This window comes from Methylomonas sp. HW2-6 (assembly GCF_052474525.1).
Genome location: NZ_CP184124.1, coordinates 627,847 through 648,670 on the forward strand (window position 1 = coordinate 627,847; position 20,824 = coordinate 648,670).

Consider the following 20,824-nt stretch of genomic DNA (forward strand, 5'->3'; position numbering starts at 1 on the left):
CTGTATCGTCAATTGGTATCGTAACGGTCTTGGTACTGACAAGTACAGATGTTTATCGAGCTATCGTCAAATCTGGTGTTCAAGGCTAGCAGGCTGGTGAAAAACTCAGAAAGGCAAGCAATCCAAGGCCGGAAGTTGCCGGCAACTGGTAAAATAGGCTATCTAAATTGGAGATGCCCCAATGCGCGGACACGATGCCATCCAACACAGCTGGTTCAGCTATGTCAGCCTGGAAGACCGTATTCCCAAACAGCATCCGCTACGCCGCTTGCGGCTATTGGTCGATGGCGTCTTGGCCTCGATGGACTCGGTTTTCGCCGAGCGTTACTCCCACACTGGTCGCCCATCGATTGCCCCTGAAAAACTGTTGCGGGCCTTGCTGTTGCAAGTGCTCTATACCGTTCGCAGTGAGCGACAGTTGATGGAACAACTGGACTACAACCTGCTGTTTCGCTGGTTTGTGGGGCTGGGTATTGACGATACTGTTTGGGAACGCACGGTATTCAGCGCCAACCGCGAGCGCCTATTGTCCGAATCCCTCAGCCGCGAATTTTTCACCCGAGTGCTGGCCATAGCCGAATGGCAAAACCTGGTGTCCGACGAACACTTCAGTGTCGACGGCAGCCTGATCGAAGCCTGGGCCTCGCACAAAAGCTTCGTTAAAAAAGACGGTAGCGGTCCGGATAAGCCCGCCGGCCGCAATCCCGAGGTCGACTTCAGCGGCGAAAAGCGCAGCAACGCCACCCACCAAAGCACGACAGACCCGGAAGCGCGGCTCTACAAGAAAGGTGAATACACCGAAGCCAAACTGCGCTACATCACCCATGCCCTGTCCGAGAACCGTAACGGCCTGATTGTCGATGTCGAAACCACCCAAGCCACCGGCACCGCCGAAATCGAAGCCGCCCAAAAAATGATCAAACGCCGCGTGCCCAAAGGCGGCAGCGTCGGTGCCGACAAAGGCTACGACCAACCGGCGTTCGTCAACCAACTCAATGCGCAAGACATCAAAGCCCATGTGGCCCGCAAAAAGACCGGCAGTGCCATCGATGGCCGCACCGCGCGCGGCAAAGGCTATGCCCAAAGCCTGAAGCGCCGCAAAATCGTCGAAGAGGCCTTTGGCTGGATCAAGACGGTCGGAGGCCTGCGCAAAACCCGCCACATTGGTTTAGCCAAAGTGGCAGGCCAAGCCTTATTTTGCTTTGCCGCGTACAACCTGACACGGCTGCTGAACTTACTGGTATTCACGCCGAAACCGGCGTGGGCTACGCCCACCTAGGGCCAAGTGCGCCTGAAGACCGTCCAAAGACGGCTTCAGGTGGATAAAAAGGCCTCGAAACAAAGGCCTAACCGTTGAAACTCGATTTTATGACTGATTTCAACGCGAAAAAATCACGAGAACCGTGGGTAAGGGAAAATAGGCGCGAGTTTTTCACCAGCCTGTTAGGCCTCTAATTACACCGCCCATAACCACACTCGACACTGCTCCGAAACAAGACGGACAGTTCCCACTGGAATCAGTCAAATTGATCGGGTTATTCGTGAAGTAGGCGTACAGATTCATATCCGCGCTGTACCCAATCGGATCGGTCTGCAAGAACCGGCCGATGGCGGGCGAGTACATTCTGGCTTTGTAGTAGTACAGGTTGAGCGGGCCCAGCAGCTGCTGGCCAGTGTAGCGGAACCGGACGCCGATGGTGGCATTGGGTTCGCCGTAAGGGCCGTAGCTTAAGGTGGCGGACTGGTGCCGGCGCTGTTGGCGGTGGCGACGATGCTGCCCTGGTGGTCGCTGTATAGCCAGGTTTTGTTGGTGGTGACCGCGCCTTCGTACCAGACCAGAGGTTGGTCGACACCGGGGCCGTGTACGTAACGTCTCAGCAGGGCGCCGGTGCTATTGTATTCAGCCACCAGGTCGCTGCCGTCGTAGCTCAGGTTGGTGACGACGCCGGCCAGGGTGGTTTGACTCAAGCGGCCTGCGCCGTCGTAGGCCAGGCTGTTGGCCGAGCCGGTTTTGTTGGCGCTGGTTAATTGGTTGTCGAGGTTGTACCCTAAAGGGCATAAATAGGCGTAAGTCCACACCCCGTCGCCGCCGAGGTTGCCGTTGGCGTCGTAGCTCAGCGTGCTGCCGGCGGCCGTGGCGTATTGGTTCAGGCCGTTGGCGGTGTAGGCACGGGTGCCGTTGGTATAACCCGCCCATTGGTAGCTGTCGTTGGTCCAGCTGGCGGCCTTGATGTCCTGCACCTGGTTGCGGGTGTAGCTCCAGGTGTTGTCCTGGGCGGTGCCGACTGGGTGTCGTAGGCGTCGCTGGCCAGACTGACCGTGCCGTTTTCCAGCTCGGCCGGTTCAGGGCGTCGTAGCTGGCGGTGATGTAGAACGGGGTGGCTTCCGGCCAGGTGGTACAAATAAGACGGCCATCGGCGTCGCGAACGATGCGCCTCCTTACGTCGGCAGCATCCTATCGGCCATCGGGATTAGCACGTTATCGCGTTACCGATTGCGACTTACTTAGGAAGCGTTAAACCCCTATTTTCTAGCACTTCTTTATCTTCTGGATGAAGATAATATTCGGTAGGAGAGGTATAAGCTCTGCCAGCATAATCAACTACCCTGCCATTAAGTTCGTGAGCCAACTCGATCATCCAACTCAAGGTTGTTGAGTCAGGATTTTTGATCATACATTCGCCACTGTTCAAATAGAGTTTGCCTTTGGCTTTTCCACTGGGATCAACGACCAGAGTATCCTTTTCCTGTTTGGAACCAGTTTCGCTTGGCCGCAATTCCAAATCCTTGCGAACCTTAGCTAGCTCAATAAATTGTTCCCTCGTTGGCGGCAAAAGTCTATAGCTTTTTTTGCGGCCGAGAAACCACGGCGCGTAGCGGGTTTCTCGGCCAATGATTATCCAATAAAGCCCTTTTCTTACTGTCTTGGCCTTATCCTTATCGTTCATAAAAAGCTACTTCATCAATTTGTTTGCGGCTATGCCAATTCCTAGGCCAGAGTCTAATTTCCAATCATTGGTCAAACCCTGGCCGCGTTCATAAATCAAAGGGATACCAGAACCTGCGCCATATTGTCTTTCATGCTTCGCCCATTGACCTGCGGTAGTAAGGTCTGCCCACAAATTAGTACCAGACCAAGAGATATCAGCTCCCCCTCTAGCCCTATTTGCCCCTGTAAAAGCATTGGTCGCTCCGGAACTCAATATGTTGCCGTCGTTCAGGATATTTCCGACCATATCGTGATAACGCGATCCTTGAACCGCCGCATTTGAAGTTGTCGGTGCCATTCGCGTGACTTGATGTGCTACGTCGGCAACTTGAGATACATCGTATCCGATTTGGGCGGATGTTCGAATTGAATTCCCAGCCTCCAAGGATTTCAGGCCTGCGCTGACACCTGCCGGTAAGAACGGTATGGCCGTTGCCACGCTATCGTAAACAAGACCTGCCGCATCCAAAGTCGCCCATCCCCAATTGCCTTGGCTAACATTCGCGGCAAGCGATGTAGCCCCCAAAGCGATATTCGCAACATCCCAGGCAGTTTCGAGGAATAAACCGCTTGGATCGCGACGGTTAAACGGATTATTCCCCACATAGGCATACAGGTTCAAGTCATCTTTGTAGCCAATTGGATCGGTCTGCAAGAACCTGCCGATGGCAGGCGAGTACATCCGGGCTTTGTAGTAGTACAGGTTGAGCGGGCCCAGCAGCTGCTGGCCAGTGTAGCGGAACCGGACGCCGGTGGTGGCATTGGGTTCGCCGTAAGGGCCGTAGCTTAAGGTGGCGGTACTGGTGCCGGCACTGTTGGCGGTGGCGACGATGCTGCCTTGGTGGTCGCTGTACAGCCAGGTTTTGTTGGTGGTCACAGCGCCTTCGTACCAGACCAGGGGTTGGTCGACGCCAGGGCCGTGCACGTAACGTCTCAGCAGGGCGCCGGCGCTATTGTATTCAGCCACCAGGTCGCTGCCGTCGTAGCTCAGGTTGGTGACGACGCCGGCCAGGGTGGTTTGACTCAAGCGGCCTGCCCCGTCGTAAGCCAGGCTGTTGGCCGAGCCGGTTTTGTTGGCGCTGGTTAATTGGTTGTCGAGGTTATAGGCGTAAGTCCACACGCCGTCGCCACCCAGGTTGCCGTTGGCGTCGTAGCTCAGGTTGGTGACGACGCCGGCCAGGGTGGTTTGACTCAAGCGGCCTGCCCCGTCGTAAGCCAGGCTGTTGGCCGAGCCGGTTTTGTTGGCGCTGGTTAATTGGTTGTCGAGGTTATAGGCGTAAGTCCACACGCCGTCGCCACCCAGGTTGCCGTTGGCGTCGTAGCTCAGCGTGCTACCGGCGGCGGTGGCGTATTGGTTCAGGCCGTTGCTGGTGTAGCTTCGGGTGCCGTTGGTGTAACCGGTCCATTGGTAGCTGTCGTTCGTCCAGCTGGCCGCCTTGATGTCTTGCACCTGGTTGCGGGTGTAGCTCCAGGTGTTGTCCTGGGCGGTACCCGTCAGGTTTTGGGTGAGGCTGGCCAGCGCCGACTGGGCGTCGTAGCCGGTGACGGTGGTGGTGCCGTTGCCCAGTGTGACCGTGGTGCGCCGCGACGGGTCGTCGTAAGGTAGCTGGCCAGGTTGGCGTTGAAACTCCGCGTGGGCACGAAAAAACCGTGCCCACCCTTATATCTCGATTCTGACCGAAAAAAGAAGCAGAATCCCCGACTGATCATCGGGAGGGCGATGGAGAAGACGTGCCCACCCTGAGGCTTTAAAGCCTGCCTTGTAGATAGTTCTCTCCATCGCCCGCACTCACTTTAAAGTTCGAACGGTATTCTAAGGGCTTGGTTAACCTTGACCCTGTATGCATAAGGCTGAACTTTGCGAGTGTCCATTCTGATCCAGCGTTCGATTTTTGTTATTTCAGTTAGGTAGCGATCATGACTTCCATTATCATTGGCATCGATATTGCCAAGCTTAAATTCGACGTGGCCCGGCTCGCCGAAGGCAAATACAAGCATGCTAAGTTTGCCAACAATCCCGAGGGCTTTGCCGCGTTTGCCGTCTGGCTAGACGGCTTTGGCGACACCGACCCGCGTCTTTGCATGGAAGCCACTGGCGCTTACGGCCTACCCCTGGCAGAGTTTCTCGCCGACCGAGCCTACTTCGTCAGCGTGGTCAATCCTGCTCAAATTCATGCCTTCGGAAAAAGCGAACTCAGTCGCGCCAAAACCGATAAAGCCGATGCCAAGCTGATTGCCCGCTATGCCCTGCAAGCCGACCCGGTCGCCTGGAAACCACTACCCGCAAATCTGCGCCAGTTGCACGCCCTCACGCGTCGCTTAGAGCACTTGGGGGAAATGCAGCGCATGGAGCAGAACCGGTTGGAGACGGCTGACACCACCATCGTCCCTTCCATCAACACGGTGCTGGCGACATTGGCGGCCGAACTAAAGGCCACCCGTCAAGCCATCCAGGACCATATCGACAAGAATCCCGATCTCAAACAGCAAAGCGACCTGTTGACCTCCATTCCGGGGATCGGCCCCGCGACGACCGCCTATTTGCTCGTGGCTCTAAGCCCTCATCACGGCTACGTCAATGCCAAACAAATCGTGGCCCAAGCCGGACTCGCGCCCGCCATCCGTCAGTCAGGACAATGGCAAGGCAAAACCTGTATTGCCAAGACCGGTGACGCTCGGTTGCGCAAAGCGCTCTATCTACCCGCTTTGGTCGCCTGGCAACATAATCCAGCCATCCGCGTCCCATGCGAACGGCTCAAAGCCAACGGCAAAAACGGCAAGCTCATCGTCTGCGCCGCCATGCGTAAGCTCATTCATCTGGCTTTCGCTATCTTGAAATCCGGTAAACCTTTTGATCCTAATTTTTCCCTTGCATGAGCGGGTTTAAGACGGTATCTACCGGGCTGGATGCCTTGGTAACATGGCGGCCTCCGCCGGTTTACATATCGAGATGCGCGTGCTGGACGCGGCGTAACAATTTCCACCAATGAACTTATCCTGTCCGGAGGTCATTCGGACGTATTGCTAGGCTGTGGTTTCGCCGCCTGTAGTAGCGTTAAGCAGGCGACGTTTTAATCACATGCGTCCGAATACGCTTCGCTATTCGGACCTACGCGGGCTCCCCGCTGACGCTGATCGGTTTAGTTAACGGTTGCCGCCGAGCCGGTTGCCTTTGGCGTCATAGGTCGGAACACGGCTATCGCCGCTTCCGACCTACGCGGGCTTCTGCGGAACACTCAATTTTTGGGGCTACTCGTGACATCCCCCCAAGATTACATTATTAGCGGGCGGATTCAAAAGTGAAGTGCAACACCTCGATATTAATGAATGAGAGTTGACTGTTGCGAGCTGTTCAGCAGCAATTCCCTGTAAACAGCGAGCGGACAGCGTACCCCAAGACCTTTCCGGGGTCGAGAGTTGATTTGATCGGCAATGGCATCGAGTTGTTGTTGCGTGTAACCGGACAGATCAGTGCCCTTGGGCAAATACTGACGAACCAGGCCGTTCATATTTTCGTTGGAGCCGCGCTGCCAGGGGCTATGAGGATCGCAGAAGTACACGGCAATGCCGGTATTGGCCGAAAGCTGCTTGTGTAAAGCCATCTCGCGGCCTTGGTCATAAGTCATGCTCACCCGCATCGGTTGGGCAATGCTGTTGAGTTTGTCGGTAAAGGCTTGCAGTACGTTAGCGGCACTGGCGGGCTGCGGATGGGGTAGTTTGATCAACATCAGCAAGCGACTGGTACGTTCCACCAAGGTACCCACCGCGCTGGCATTACCCGCGCCTTTGATGAGATCGCCTTCCCAATGCCCTGGAAACTGGCGGTCTTCGATTTCAGGAGGCCGCAGGTGGATGCTGAGCATGTCCGGTATCTGACCTCGACGGTCTTGGCCCTTGCTGCGCGGCACCCGTTTGTTTTTGGCCTGGCGCAGACAGGCAATCAGGTCGCGCTTTAATTCGCCGACCGGTTGGGCATAGATGCAGTTGTAGATGGTTTCGTGTGACACGCGATACTCATGACCTTTGGGATAGAGAGCCGCCTGCGCCAGAGCAATCTGCTCCGGTGACCAGCCTTGCTGAAGGAAATATTTGACGACACCAAACAACACGCCATCGACATGCAGTTTCTGCCGAGGTCTGGATTGTCGCCGCCGACGTTGACAGGCCTGATGCGCTTGGACGCTGCCGTAATGACCGGATGCGCTATTACGACCCAGTTCTCGGCTGATGCAGCTGGCGGGACGTTTCAGCACCCGTGCTATGGCACGAACACCGTAGTTTTGTTGCTTCAGACTGCTGATCGTGACTCGCTCTTCAGGCTGAAGCTGTTGATAGCGCTTTGAGGTAATTTCCATGTGCATACCTTACTGGTGTTTTGGGTGTTGCACTTCACTTTTGAATCCGCCGCGCTTAATAATGCAGCTAAGCACTAGTTAAGTCGCAGGTATGGCCATCAAATCTAAATCTGATCCTGAGTCTATTTCCTCATCTGCTTTCAAAATAGAGAAATCAGTATCCCCTTTGTTAAATCTAATATTTATTTCAGGCACACAATTGTTTTCATATTGAAGAAACTCCACTTGTAAAACATATTGACCTGGTGATATTTCCAGAGGGGTTGACTCAGAAATTCCAGAAATTTCTATATTCCCATCCACTGTCTCAAAAGGCACTTTGAAAGCACGAATACAATTTGCCTGAAGTCTAGGTGGAATTGGCTCATCAATAAACACATTAATCTGATGGTCTCCGTCTTCAACTAAAGTTCGAAACGACGAGCTCCCAGGTCTCCATGAAAACCCCTGCGAAACGTTTCGCTCGCTCCAATCGTTAAATGGCTGATCTAACAAACTTGAAAATATACATACCTGTGCATAGGACAAATAGCTTTTAATAACTAGTTTCGCCATTAATCAGTTACCTTTATTCTAACTTTGTCACCATTTGAGAGTCCGCGACAAGCATTCCCAATACAAGCTCCTGCTGCCATGTTGTCTCGTGGATTAATTGCTCTTACACTTGCTCCAGCACCTCCCTCTTCAAACATGGCCGGTGGATACTCATCCAACTGTTTACCTGCGACTTTTGGCATGCCACCTATTGAAGCATTTCTATTTGCAGAGGCACCATCTTTTGCGATCGTCAAAACATCTGGATATCCAGCATTTTGAGCATCAGAAATATGATCAGCAGCTTCGCCATATTTTGCCCTAGAAATAGGTATCTCCTTTACAACATCGATAGCATTATCGGCCTTATTAGCAAACTTGCCTATCGTAGCGCCCCATCCCACAAAAGGAATGGCGGCACCATAGGAAAGCCCGGCATTGGCATATTGCCCACGCGCGGCATAGATACTACCGTTAACTAAGTCAACCGGCTCACCGAATCCTGGCACTAAGCCGACGACATCCAAACCCGTCTGGAAGGTATCCATATACCCGCCCAGCTTGCCGCCGAGCATTTGCATATCCGCCGCAATCAACCCACTGGGATCATTCCGATTAACCGGATTATTCCCCACATAGGCATACAGATTCAAGCCGTCCTGATAGCCAATCGGATCGGTCTGCAGGAACCGGCCAATGGCGGGCGAGTACATCCGGGCTTTGTAGTAGTACAGGTTCAGCGGACCCAGCAGCTGCTGGCCGGTGTAGCGGAAGCGCACGCCGGTGGTGGCATTGGGTTCGCCGTAAGGGCCGTAGCTTAAGGTGGCGGTACTGGTACCGGCACTGTTGGCGGTGGCGACGATGCTGCCTTGGTGGTCGCTGTACAGCCAGGTTTTGGCGGTGGTCACCGCGCCTTCGTACCAGACCAGGGGTTGGTCGACACCAGGGCCGTGTACGTAACGTCTCAGCAGGGTGCCGGTGCTATTGTATTCAGCCACCAGGTCGCTGCCGTCGTAGCTCAGGTTGGTGATAACACCGGCCAGGGTGGTTTGACTCAGGCGGCCTACCCCGTCGTAGGCCAGGCTGTTGGCCGAGCCGGTTTTGTTGGCGGCCGTCAGCTGGTTGTCGAGGTTGTAGGTGTAGGTCCACACCCCGTCGCCACCCAGGTTGCCGTTGGCGTCGTAGCTCAGCGTGCTGCCGGCGGCGGTGGCGTATTGGTTCAGGCCGTTGCTGGTGTAGCTACGGGTGCCGTTGGTGTAGCCGGTCCATTGGTAGCTGTCGTTAGTCCAGCTGGCTGCCTTGATGTCTTGCACCTGGTTGCGGGTGTAGCTCCAGGTGTTGTCCTGGGCGGTGCCGGCCAGGTTTTGGGTCAGGCTGGATAGCGCCGACTGGGTGTCGTAACCGTAGCCGGTGCTGGTGCCGTTACCCAGGGTGACGGTGGTGCGCCGCGACAGGTCGTCGTAGGCGTAGCTGGCCAGGCTGACGGTGCCGTTCTCCAGCAGGGCGGTCGGCCGGTTCAGGGCGTCGTAGCTGGCGGTGATGTAGAACGCGGTGGCTTCCGGCCAGGTGGTGCGGGTGCGGTTGCCGGCCGGGTCATATTGGTAGGCCAGGGTTTTGCCGCCGGCGGTAGTGCTGGTCAGGCGGCCGGCGTTGTCGTAGACATAGCCGATGGCGTAGCCGGTTTTGTTGGCGGCCGTTTTGCGGCCCAACAGGTCGTAACTGAAGCTGATGTTGTCGGCCGCAGTCGGATAGGTCCGGCTCAGCAGACGGTTCAGGTTGTCGTAGGCCAGGGTTATGCTTTGGCCGTTACGTTTGCGGATACTGGTAACGTTGCTGTTGGCGTCGTAGGCCACTTGTTCGTAGTCGGTCGCCGAGGAAGCACCGGCGGTGACTTTGTCCGGATACAGGGTTTTCAGTTTGCGGTCGTGACCGTCGTATTGGTAGGTGGTCAGCTGGTTTTTGGCATCCTTGACGGTGAGTGGCAGACCGTTGTTGCTGTAAGTGTAGGTCGCATAGTTCTGCGCGATACCGGTACCCACGGCTTTTTTGACGATCTGCACGCTGTCGTCGGCGTTGTAGACGGTCTGGGTGACGCGGTTGCCGCCGTCGGCCGCCGGCAGGTTTTCGGTCAGGGTGCTGAGCCTATCCAGGTTGTCGTAGACGTAGTCGGCGACGGTGACCGGTGCGGCCGTGGCCGGGCAGGTGGTGTCGGCGGTGGTTTGTGCCGGACCCCAGGCTTTCAGCAGTTTGCCGCTGGGGGTGTAGCTGTTGCAGGACACCAGCCATTGGGTGCCGATCTGCGCGGCCGTGCGGATCAGGCGGCCGTCGTTGTCGTAGGCTTGCTTGGTGAGTTTGCCCAAGGCGTTGGTCAGCTGAATCGGCCGGCGTTCGTTGTCGTAGGCGGTGGCCACGGTGTCGGTGACATCGGTGCGCGGGCCGTTGACTTGGGTCAGGTTACCCACCGCATCGTAGGTGTAGGTCGTGGTCAGGTTGAGCTTACCGGTACCGGCATCGGCGATGACGGTTTGCGGGACGTATTTGTTGGTGGCGTTATAAGCCGTGGTGTTGGTGACGCTGTTGGTCGCCGTGGTTTTTTCGGTCACGGCGGTCGGCAGATAAAACGCCGTGTAGCCGGCCGGGGTGAAGCTGGTGTAGGCGTAGGTCGTTACAGGGGCTACGCCGGCGACATCCACGGGACGGGTGACGGTGAAAGGCAGACCTTGCGCGGTGTAGGTGTAGCTGGTCACTTTGCCTTTCGGGTCGGTAACGCTGGCCAGGTTGTTAAACGCGCTCTCGTAGCTGTAACTGGTCAGCAGATTGGCCAGTCCGGAACCGGCTTTGGCGACACGGGTTTCGGTCTTGACGTTGTGGGTGCAACGTTTGTCGGCGGCGGCGCAGGTGGCGTCGTCATAGGTGTAGGTGACATAGTTGCCTTCGGGCAGAACCGATTTGGTCAAGCGCTCTTGACCGTCGTAGGTGTTGGTGACCACCTTGCCCAAAGGATTGATGGATTTCAGGACTTTGCCGAAGGCGTCGACATAGGAGACTTTGCTGCCATTTAAAGGATCAACTTCTTCCGAACGGCTGCCGGCAAAGTAATAGGTGTAGAGTTTGCCGTTGGCATTGGTCTGGGTTTGCACCCGGCCCAGGCTGTCATAAACATTGGTCGCGAAAGCCACGGTCGGATTGCTGGGATAGAAGAACTTGGTGATGCGGCCCGGCAAATCGTATTGGAAGGTGGTCGCCTTGGCCGTGGCGTCGGTAAAGGTGGTCAGGTTGCCGTTAGTGTCGTAGGCATAACTCACACTCCGACTGCCGTCGCCCACGGCGGTGACTCGGCCCGAGGTGTTGGTCAGGGTCAGGGTTCTGCCCAGGCTGTTTTGCACTTGGGTCAGGTCGTTGCCAGTGTAGGTGAATTTAACCTGCACGCCGCTGGCATGGTTGAAGGTGGCAATCTTGCCGGTGCTGTCGAAATTAAGCTTGTCCTTGTGCAGGGTTTCGTAGCTGTAGGTGTTGTCGGCATTTTTGATCAGCTTTGCGGCACTGCCTGGAGGCGCGTTGTAGGTGCCGTCCGGCAGTTTGACGAACACTTCGCCGTTCAGACCTTGTTTGACGATCACGGTGTTGCTCAGCAACTGATCGCCGAACCAGCGTTGGCCCAAGGTGGCCACCACCATTTTATCCAGCGGTTTAGCGGTGTCGTATAACAAGTCCAGCGAGACCAGTTTTTCCACAATGGTGTTCACTGCATCCAGTGCCGAGTCTTCGCCCAGGCCCTGGAAGCCATCGGAGTTGGCGGCCACGGTCGAGGCAAAGTTGTGAGTCCAACCTTTGCCTAACGGACCAGATTGAATACGGGCACCCGAGCTATACAGTTTTTGGAAGCTCAACGCATGCGGGAACGATCCGACACCGGTATTCAGGTCATCATGGGCATAGAGAAAGTTGCCTTTGGTCATGTCGATCGGATCGCCGAACGAATGATAAGTCGACTGCAATAAACTGCCGAATTGATTGATGGAACTTTTCAATGCGTTCGATGCATAGTCGACAGCTGATTGGAGATTGGATGAAAAGCCTCCCGCCAAACCACCGCCGATAATCGAACCCATACCGGAACCGTTCGCGGTTACCAAAATATCGAAGTAGCCAGTGCCGGTCCAGGTGCCTTCTGTCAAATTACAATTCGACGGCACAATCAGCCTGTGTCCGGCATTGACGGCATTTTGGAAGTTTGTCAACCAAGCGGCACAGGACACCAGATTCGGTTGTACTGCCGTAGTGTAGTTGGCCGAGGTGGCATTGTAGATCTTTTGGTTATTGGTCGCAGCGATGTCGATCAGCTTGACCGTGGAGACCGCGCTGACGCCGGAGGTTTGCTGGACGGCGGTCGATTCGAAGATACTGGAGTGCATCGCGGCATCGAAGAATACCGCCGCTTCCTTGGCCGCATCAGCGCTCTGACTGACGATACCGACAAAATTACCGGGCAAATCGACGTAAGACGCCGTGTTGTAGCCGGCGATACCCACTTGGTGGTGAAACAGGGTGTTGGTTTTGGCAATGCGATCGGCAATGTAGTCGGCCGTATCGACTTGGGCAATCCAGTTCGAGGACAATACGGCTAAGCTGGAACCCAAGACTAGCTCCGAGGTATCGGCTGTGCCTGCGGCCTTGGCTTCATCCAGCCGTTGGCGGTGTAATTCAATGATACCGCGACCCGCCGGCCCCCAGCCGTTGCCGATCAGGAACGTACCGCCGGCCTTGATTTGTTGGGTGAATGCCTGGTTGGCAAAGGTTTGGGCGTAAGCACTATGCGTTACGGTAAAACTGACATTGCCCACGGTACCCGGTGTGGTTGCCGTACCTGTGGCTTGCGCGACACCGTCCAGCATCAACACGGGTTGATTGGAACCGTTGTAGGTAATGGTCAGGCGCTTGCCGTAAATCGCATCCGAGGTATAGGTTTGATCGATACCTTGATATTGAAGGCGAAGCGTAGGCTTGTAATTGGCCGGGATATCGGTGGTCCATTCGGTTAGGGCCACGGTGGTATCTTGGTATGGCAGCACAGTTTGACGCAGATTGCCGCCGCTATGTGGATTAATGGTCATACCACCCACTGCGTCATCCAAAACACCGGCGGGTTGGTTGGTGCGTAAATAATTAGTCAGATTGGTTGCGTAGGTATTCAAGTTATTGCGGATATTGGTGCGATTGACCCCCTGGATATAGTCTGTTGTCAGGGTCGCGCCGGTTTTCGCCTGCGTGAGATAGGTGGCGGCGTTGTAGCCGCTCGCCGTGATCAGATTAATCCCGGCTTTCAGCGTGTGCGGCTTATAGCTGGGATCGAAGTAGTAATTGGTACCGCCAATATTGACTTTCACCCAGACGTGATCGAATCCCATGCTGACCAACGCAGCGGTCGATCCGGGGCAGCTACCGGCCGCTGTACCGGTCACCGAAGAGACAGGCACTTGCCCTTGGCCAAATAAATTCAGCACGGCGCAAAGATTGGTCGTATCCACACCCAACCACGCATTGATTTGAGCAGCCGTCATATTGACCCGGCCCCTGACATAGCTGGCGGTATAGCCGGCTTGCCGCAATAAGGACACCATCAAAGCCGCTTGATCGAACGCCGTCCCTTGATTATCTAAAATAGTACCGACAGCCCCTTTCTGAACGCCCCACACCGGATAGTATTCAATGTTATTACGGACATATTCGTAGATCAAATCCGGGTTATTTTTCAGCGCACGTGCTAATTCGGCAATCGAGGCCGGAGCGGTCGGCGCGGTATCACCACTGACGCGCAGTGCACTGGCGGCTACTGCCGTATCCGTGCTCGGCGTTGTCGTCGATTGCGACTGAATTAAGTCGCCAGCTAAAGGCCGGCTTTGTATGGCTTGTTCGGATTCGAGCGGCGTTACCGGCGTAAAAATAGCTCGATTAATGCCGGGCAGTTGCACTGTCTGTCCGCTAGGCGGGGCGATGTTGGCGGCTGCATTTTTATTTTTACCCCTAACTGACGAAGTCGTTGGCGAATCTGTCACGGCAGGCACACCACCGCCAAAAGTAATATTACCTTCTGCTTGAACCGTACCGCCTAACAGCAATAAAGCGAGCGCAACCACACTATTTACTTGCCAACGTAACATACCCGTATACTCCATTCGTGCACGGCCGGTCAGAATTGATCCTTCAAGCCTTTAGATTTAATAAATATTGAAAAACAAACAGCCGCTCTAAGGCCTCACCTGAAAACAGGCGAAGCTCTCAAAAGCAAAAAATCTAGGGAATTTACTCGACTAACTAGGGGCGCCGCTGACTACATAACTGCTGCGATTGCCGGCGGCATCGTAGACATAGGCAATCACGACCCCGTTGCTGTAGGCGGCTTGGGTAATACGACCCAATGAGTCATAGGTGTAAGTCACAGATCCTGCCCAGGCAGGCCCCATCAGACCGATCAAAAACAACCCCGCAAAAAAACGCCGCCTGATGGCGGCCATGTCCAAATGAATTTGGGGGGTACACACAGACAACACAGAACTGCTCATTGTTTTCCCTTTTGAGTGATCGTATTAAAAAATGTCTAGCGGAACGCTTTAGAAAATAGCGCTTGAAACGGTCATTCCGTGCCGATAGGTTTTTTGCTTATTGTCACGTCCCCCCATTCAATGCAGCATACCTACGCGCTAGGTCTGTCGAAACAAAACTTAACATGGATGCTTATAATGCTTGGGCAACAAACGCAAGCAACGCTAACTATCTGTGCAACTGGGTTTGTAATCTAGCTAAAAATTTCGTACCCTGCAAGCAAATTTTAAAAAAATTACTGCTTGGCCGGTCCAAGATTGAACTTATTGAGAAATTACATAGCACACAATTTAGTGAGGCCTTCTCAATGACCAATAAACCAATAAAATTTTCAACGCCTACGCATTATGAACATTGGCTTTTGCTTGCCTTTATGCCGATATTTCAATATTTAATAACACTACAATAATGACTGATAACGCTCTTGCTACTGGTGTTGTTAAAGAAAATTTGGTTGAACTCTTACTCAGAAAGCGGTTGATGACTGCTGAAGCCATTGAGAGAGTTCAGTCTGCTGCGCTGACGTCAAAAACCCCATTTTCTGCCGTAGCCACCAAATTAGGATTTGTCACTGAGCATGAAATGGCAGCGGTTTTTGCGGAAATGTTAAATATCGAAGTCGTGCGTAGAGCTGATTTTCCGGAAGGAATCTTAACCATCAAACGTCTCAATCCGCATTTTCTAAGGACTAAAAAGGTACTACCTTTACGGATTGATCAACAAACTTTGGCACTGGCCATGGCCGATCCTTCGGATGATGTTGCTGCCGCCTGTTTTGCGTTTGCATCCGGCTTACCTGTTAAAAGATACGCGGTTCTTGAATCTGAACTGGAAGATTTTTTTTATAAGCTGGACGCAGCAAATACCGAGATAGAAGAGTCAGTTGCATTGTCCGTTGTCGATGAAACAAGCATCACACAGGAGGACATTACAAAACTCAGCGATCTTGCATCGGATGCACCGGTGATTCGATTAGTCAATCGACTTATCATGGAAGCCAGTGATTTAGGTGCCTCGGATATTCATTTTGAACCCGAGAGCAGCGCCTTTTATATCCGCTTCCGGATTGACGGCTTGTTACAGAAAGTTGAAACACTATCCGCTCGCTGGGCCGATCCTGTCGCCTCCAGGATCAAGCTGATGGCTAAACTTGATATAGCGGAAAGACGTGTACCTCAGGATGGAAGAATCCGGTTTACGTCCAGAGGAAGGAGTATAGACCTGCGTATAGCCACATTCCCTTCGCTTCAAGGCGAGTCAATCGTTATCCGTTTATTAGGCCAACAGTCCGTTCAGTTAGATCTCGACACGCTTGATCTTTCATCCTATGGTCTGAATGCCTTAAAAAAAGCCTTAAAAAGACCCCATGGCATTATTCTAATCACAGGACCAACCGGTAGTGGCAAGACAACAACACTATATGCATCACTAAATGCCATTCTGAATCCAGCGCTCAAGATCGTCACCGTTGAAGATCCGATTGAATACGTGCTGGAGGGTGTTTCACAACTCCAAATCAAGCCGGAAATTGATTTAACTTATGCGGCGGCGCTTCGCTCGATTCTGAGAAATGATCCAGACATTATCATGATAGGCGAAATTCGTGATCGCGAAACGGCCGATATTGCCATACGTGCTGCATTAACGGGTCACTTAGTGTTATCGACCTTACATACCAATACTGCTGCCGGCGCAATCACTCGCTTACTTGATTTAGGCGTGGAAGCTTTTCTGCTGGCCTCGACTATAGAGCTGACTGCCGCACAGCGTTTAGTTAGAAAGTTATGCCCCTTCTGCAAAAGCCCAAGAGCCATTTCAAAAACTGAAGTCGAATATATCAGCGCTGCGGTCAATCGACTCGATATCCCTGATACTGTATATACCCCTACCGGTTGCAGTCATTGTAAAGGCCGCGGATATTCCGGCCGAACCTCTCTTTTCGAAGCCATCGAAATAGACGAAATGGAACGTGACATTATTCGATCAAAACAAGACGAGAGCGCATTAATCAAAGCATCGCGTCAACGAGGCGGCACCAGTCTTTGGCAACATGGCATTGAAAAGGCTCTCACCGGAGAAACCTCTCTTGAAGAAGTCCTAAGGGTTGTGGAATGGCGGAAAGTCTAAATAAATTTAGCGTCAAAGCTTTAACCAATTCTGGAGAAATGCGTGATTTGGAAATCACATCTATTTCAGAAGAAACAGTTGCACTTGAGCTTTTGCGCGCCGGGTTAACCCCTTTATCGATTACGGCCAACACCAGCAATTGGCTCGACTTACTCAATCGCCCCATCAAGTTTGATACCAAGCCCAATTTAGCAAACCTTGCCATGTTCACTGAACAATTGGCCGAAATGCTGAAGGCGGGACTTACCGTAGAACGCGCGCTGACTATTTTGGCTAAACAGCATAACAGTAAAACCATGACCGAATTGGTCAGTCGATTACTACGCCGCCTCTCCGAAGGCAGCACTTTATCGAATGCGATGGAGGCCGAAGCGTACTTGCCTCGTTATTTAATCGGCATTGTCCGGGCCTCCGAACAAGGTGGCCGTATGAGCGAGGGACTAACCGATGCCACGCGTTATTTGCAGCGACAAATGTTGACCAGAAGAGGGGTTATCAATGCATTAACCTACCCTGCAGTCGTTTTTGTGATGATCGTGATTTCCTTGACGTTTGTTCTAGGATTCGTCATTCCTGAGTTTGAATCAATTTTTGCCGGCGAAGAACATAGACTGCCGAAAATAACGCGCCTGGTATTGACCCTATCCCATTTAGTCACTGAACAAGGTTTCCAACTTTTAGTGACCCTGATTGGAGTACCTGTTTTGCTTTGGATTAGCATACAAAAAAGCGTCAAATTTAAAGTCTTCATTAGAAAAGCAGGTCTTCGTATATCGTTTTTCCGGTTGATAACTTATGTCGATATCGCAAACGTTTTGGGCGTCATGGGCGCTCTGATCGATAATGGCGTGGAAGTATCGGAATCTGTCCAGTTCGCGGCCCAAGCCGCATCAACACAACACATTCGGGAGCCGTTACAACATGTCTCAAGGATGCTTAGGGAGGGTGTTTCCGTATCGTTAGCGCTAAGACGTACCAACCTTATTCCTGAAACAACGTTATCTATTATTGAAGTAGGTGAACACACCGGTTCGTTAGGGACTGCTACAATGCGAGCGGCTCAATTGCTCGAAACGGACTCGATGTACAAAATCGATCGATTGATTACATTACTCAACCCCATCGCCATTGCGTTGCTTGGCTTAATTGTTGGCGCTGTGATATCCGGCGTTATGCTAGGCATCATGAGTATTAATCAACTGGCGGTAAAATAACAAATAGACAGACAGGGCGATACACTTGCTGAAACAACATAGACACAAATTAGAAGCCTCGATTCATTCTGGTTTCACGCTCTTGGAACTACTCATTGTTCTCGTAACATTGACGATGCTATCGGCAGTCGTTGCGCCACAGGTTATGAATATGTTCTCAGGCGCAAAAACGGATACCGCCGCACTCCAGGTCGATACGCTTTCAACCGCTTTACACTATTACCAAGTAGATGCGGGCGTTTACCCCACACAAGAACAAGGCCTTGAAGCCTTATGGAAACCGCCTTCTGACGTTGTTAAATGGCGTGGACCTTATATTCGTAAGCATGAGCATCTGTTGGACCCTTGGAAACATCCATTTCGCTATCGAGTTCCAGGCCAGAGAGCCCCCTTCGAGGTCTATTCATTCGGCGCCGACGATAAAGAAGGTGGTGAAGGCGAAAATGCAGATGTTGGCCTCGCAAAAGCACCATAATAAAGGATTTACTTTACTTGAGTTGTTGATAGTAATCTCGTTGCTTAGCCTGTTGTCCGCAGTGGGTGCGCGAGCTTATCGAGCGAGAAACAACACCCATTATTTCGACGCGATTATCAACACATTGGAAAACGCCAAATTGCGGGCTATCAACGAAGGCCGCCGAATTGACCTAACTTGCAATGAGATCGCATCCACCACCAAAACCGGCTTATCGCGTCAGTTTTATATGAGTTGCACGAGTACGCTCCCGTCGCCTCAAGAAAACACAACCCTCAGTTTTTTCCCCGATGGCTCATCTTCAGGCGGTTTAATCACTCTTAAAAATAGTGGGCAAAACAACACCATTAAAATTGACTGGCTCACAGGCAAGCTTGACCAAAGCTAAGGCCGGCAGGTTGCCTTGTCAGTCAGGGTTTGCTTTGCAAGAAGTCATTTTAGCCTTTGCGCTATCAGTATTTGTACTGGGCATTGCTCTTCCGGCAATATCACAAACTGTGGCCAAGCTTACGGAGCTTCGCCTGCATTCGACGGCGCTTTCTCTTGCGCATTCAAAACTCAAGGAATACGCATTTGATTGCGCAGAGTTACCCAGTGATTATCAGGGTGTTGAGAACGGTTTTTTTTGGCAAGTGTCTGTAAAAAAAACGCTACCGAATGGTATTGATGGCCCATTGATGGATATTTATTTTGTACAAAACATCAATGTAAAGGTCGCTTCTAATGAACATGCCGAGCCATTGATTAGCCTATCTGCACATAGGCTGGGCGGATTGAATCCGTGAGATCTGTTTCAACCTTACCATGCCGGATGCATGGTTTTACGCTTTTGGAATTATTGATCGCCTTAGCGGCTGGAATTTTACTGATTGCCGCATTATCGGACATATTAATTTCGATCAAAGACGGCTGGACCAGAGCCGTCCGTATTGAACAGCAATGGAGTGACGAAGCCTCTTCGCAGCAACTTATTTCTCGCATTTTAGAAGCGGCCATTCCTCCGGAACATCCGAATATCCAAGGCGTTCATTTTAAAGGTATGGAAAACTCAATTGAATTTAGCACGGTACCCTCGCAATCTGCCTTTGCATCGGGACGTATGGATGGACGCCTTTTTTTGGCACCTCACTCGAATGGACTTTTTACGCTCGAATTACGCTTGGATGCACCGGTATTGTCCCAATCTGCGGAAAAACCAAGTGGTCAAAATTGGACTTTGCTCACAGATCTCGAGACAGTTGAATTTTTTTACTTTTCCAAAGGTTCACGCCAGGGTAGCAAGCTTTGGGTAAATATGGACAAATTGCCGGAATTAATCAAGTTACATGTTGTTTTTGCTGACAAAACTAGACTCCCATTTTGGATAATTGCCCACCCCTATCAAACAATCAGTGGCAATTGTCTTTTAGACCAAACCAGTTTTATGTGTAGAGCATCCTGATGACTTTAGTATCTCAGCTGCATTTTGCAGATTTTCAAGCTTTAGCCAAATCAGGATTCACTTGGTGGTGGCAAGGGCTATCAGACCTGATTCCAGAGCATAAACGACTAACAACAAAAACCAAAAATCCGTTATTTCTAATAGTTGAATATCAGCAAACCACGCTGATTATGCCTGCCGATATAGCCAACTCTGCGGCGTCCATGAATAAAATTCATTTACCCAGCTTGTTCGATGAGAACTCCGAAGAGGCGTTGATTGCTTTAACAACCTTAACTAAGGGATATATTGTGGAGGTTTCATTAGATCCACAAGACATTTTACTGTTGGATATGTCGCTGCCTAAAACAGCCCAATCCAAATTAAGAGATGCAGTATCGTTCAAGTTAATCACTGAATCGCCACTTGATAGAGACTCGCTTTATTTCGACACGCAAACGAAACATCACCCTGCTACCGACGTGATTCATCTTGATGTTGCCCTTTGTATACGGGAAAAAGTGGATTATGTGTGCTCCACCCTTGAAAAAGCAGGTATCAACTCGGTAAGAATAGGTTTCTCAAAATCATCGGCAAATGCATTGGATTTCATTTTTTACGTATCCTCCGATATAGCATCCGCTCACTTACGTTTAAAGAAGCATCTTATTTTGTTCTCCAGTTTGATTCTGATAACAGCTGCTTTTTTACCTTTCACTTTTTTCGCAGCGTCCTGGATAGAACATGATATCCGCCAAGAAAACCAATCAATGCAGCAATCCTTAGATGCAAACTCACAATTACTTGCAAAACGCGCGCTGCTTGGAACAATAACAAGCGACTTAAATAAACAAATCCCGTCTCATCGCATGACAAACATATTGAATGACTTAGCAGCCGCTTTACCGAAAACATCATGGATTACATCAATCCAATACGACAAGGGCATCTTACAACTTACGGGGAATTCACCTAATGTGATAGAAATGATGCGAGAACTCAATAAAATATCAACACTGGATAGCTTAAAACTTATTTCGGTTACTAACTCTAACAGCCCTAGTATCCCTTCGCAATTTGAGTTGTCCATTGATTTTCATAGGTGAA

Annotated in this window: 17 protein-coding genes; 9 read left to right on the top strand and 8 right to left on the bottom strand. The window is 51.9% G+C overall.

Going from position 1 to position 20,824, the window contains the following annotated elements; all coding sequences use genetic code 11:
* Positions 1-181 precede the first annotated feature (181 nt).
* Positions 182-1,279, top strand: coding sequence for an IS5 family transposase (locus tag ACH518_RS04025; protein WP_445371961.1), 1,098 nt, complete (start codon positions 182-184; stop codon positions 1,277-1,279).
* A 153-nt stretch (positions 1,280-1,432) separates the two neighbouring features.
* On the opposite strand, the gene ACH518_RS04030 is transcribed toward ACH518_RS04025, so the two are convergent.
* From ACH518_RS04030 to ACH518_RS04045, 4 genes are all read right to left on the bottom strand, one after another.
* Positions 1,433-1,834, bottom strand: coding sequence for an RHS repeat-associated core domain-containing protein (locus ACH518_RS04030; protein WP_445372964.1), 402 nt, complete (start codon positions 1,832-1,834; stop codon positions 1,433-1,435).
* Positions 1,729-2,241, bottom strand: coding sequence for a hypothetical protein (locus ACH518_RS04035; RefSeq protein WP_445371962.1), 513 nt, complete (start codon positions 2,239-2,241; stop codon positions 1,729-1,731). The genes ACH518_RS04030 and ACH518_RS04035 overlap by 106 nt, the downstream gene beginning before the upstream one ends.
* A gap of 260 nt (positions 2,242-2,501) precedes the next feature.
* On the bottom strand, positions 2,502-2,948 hold the full coding sequence (locus ACH518_RS04040; protein ID WP_445371963.1) for a hypothetical protein: 447 nt from the start codon (positions 2,946-2,948) through the stop codon (positions 2,502-2,504).
* A 6-nt stretch (positions 2,949-2,954) separates the two neighbouring features.
* Positions 2,955-4,439 (bottom strand): RHS repeat-associated core domain-containing protein, encoded by a 1,485-nt coding sequence (locus ACH518_RS04045; protein ID WP_445371964.1) that lies wholly within the window; start codon positions 4,437-4,439, stop codon positions 2,955-2,957.
* A 467-nt stretch (positions 4,440-4,906) separates the two neighbouring features.
* Here ACH518_RS04045 and ACH518_RS04050 point away from each other — a divergent pair, with 467 nt between their 5' ends.
* Entirely contained in the window at positions 4,907-5,866 is a 960-nt protein-coding gene (locus ACH518_RS04050; protein WP_445371965.1) for an IS110 family transposase, read from the top strand.
* 443 nt (positions 5,867-6,309) lie between these two features.
* On the opposite strand, the gene ACH518_RS04055 is transcribed toward ACH518_RS04050, so the two are convergent.
* The 4 genes from ACH518_RS04055 to ACH518_RS04070 all read right to left on the bottom strand — a co-directional run bounded on the left by ACH518_RS04055 (position 6,310) and on the right by ACH518_RS04070 (position 14,441).
* Positions 6,310-7,344 (bottom strand): IS30 family transposase, encoded by a 1,035-nt coding sequence (locus tag ACH518_RS04055; RefSeq protein ID WP_445370157.1) that lies wholly within the window; start codon positions 7,342-7,344, stop codon positions 6,310-6,312.
* Positions 7,345-7,422: 78 nt separating this feature from the next.
* On the bottom strand, positions 7,423-7,899 hold the full coding sequence (gene comJ / locus ACH518_RS04060) for a competence protein ComJ (protein WP_445371966.1): 477 nt from the start codon (positions 7,897-7,899) through the stop codon (positions 7,423-7,425).
* The gene (locus ACH518_RS04065) at positions 7,899-14,039 is read right to left on the bottom strand and encodes an RHS repeat-associated core domain-containing protein (RefSeq protein WP_445371967.1); all 6,141 of its coding nucleotides are present in this window, start codon (positions 14,037-14,039) and stop codon (positions 7,899-7,901) included. The genes comJ and ACH518_RS04065 overlap by 1 nt, the downstream gene beginning before the upstream one ends.
* A 150-nt stretch (positions 14,040-14,189) precedes the next feature.
* Positions 14,190-14,441: an RHS repeat domain-containing protein gene (locus tag ACH518_RS04070; RefSeq protein ID WP_445371968.1), complete on the bottom strand. Its 252-nt coding sequence runs from the start codon at positions 14,439-14,441 to the stop codon at positions 14,190-14,192.
* 448 nt (positions 14,442-14,889) lie between these two features.
* On the opposite strand from ACH518_RS04070, the gene ACH518_RS04075 reads away from it, so the two are divergent.
* Genes ACH518_RS04075 through ACH518_RS04105 form a run of 7 tightly spaced genes read left to right on the top strand, consistent with a single transcriptional unit; the run spans position 14,890 to position 20,823 of the window.
* Positions 14,890-16,608 carry a GspE/PulE family protein gene (locus ACH518_RS04075; RefSeq protein WP_445371969.1) on the top strand — a complete coding sequence of 573 codons (1,719 nt, stop codon included), beginning with the start codon at positions 14,890-14,892 and terminating at the stop codon, positions 16,606-16,608.
* Positions 16,593-17,822, top strand: a complete 1,230-nt coding sequence (locus tag ACH518_RS04080) for a type II secretion system F family protein (RefSeq protein WP_445371970.1) — start codon at positions 16,593-16,595, stop codon at positions 17,820-17,822. Before ACH518_RS04075 ends, ACH518_RS04080 begins: the two co-directional genes overlap by 16 nt.
* Before the next feature lie 25 nt (positions 17,823-17,847).
* Entirely contained in the window at positions 17,848-18,297 is a 450-nt protein-coding gene (gene gspG, locus ACH518_RS04085; RefSeq protein ID WP_445371971.1) for a type II secretion system major pseudopilin GspG, read from the top strand.
* Positions 18,272-18,685, top strand: coding sequence for a prepilin-type N-terminal cleavage/methylation domain-containing protein (locus ACH518_RS04090; protein ID WP_445371972.1), 414 nt, complete (start codon positions 18,272-18,274; stop codon positions 18,683-18,685). Before gspG ends, ACH518_RS04090 begins: the two co-directional genes overlap by 26 nt.
* Positions 18,672-19,082 (top strand): type II secretion system protein, encoded by a 411-nt coding sequence (locus ACH518_RS04095; RefSeq protein ID WP_445371973.1) that lies wholly within the window; start codon positions 18,672-18,674, stop codon positions 19,080-19,082. Before ACH518_RS04090 ends, ACH518_RS04095 begins: the two co-directional genes overlap by 14 nt.
* Positions 19,083-19,108: 26 nt before the next feature.
* Positions 19,109-19,738 carry a hypothetical protein gene (locus ACH518_RS04100; RefSeq protein ID WP_445372965.1) on the top strand — a complete coding sequence of 210 codons (630 nt, stop codon included), beginning with the start codon at positions 19,109-19,111 and terminating at the stop codon, positions 19,736-19,738.
* Positions 19,738-20,823 carry a PilN domain-containing protein gene (locus tag ACH518_RS04105; protein WP_445371974.1) on the top strand — a complete coding sequence of 362 codons (1,086 nt, stop codon included), beginning with the start codon at positions 19,738-19,740 and terminating at the stop codon, positions 20,821-20,823. The genes ACH518_RS04100 and ACH518_RS04105 overlap by 1 nt, the downstream gene beginning before the upstream one ends.
* The last annotated feature ends 1 nt before the right edge of the window (position 20,824 follow it).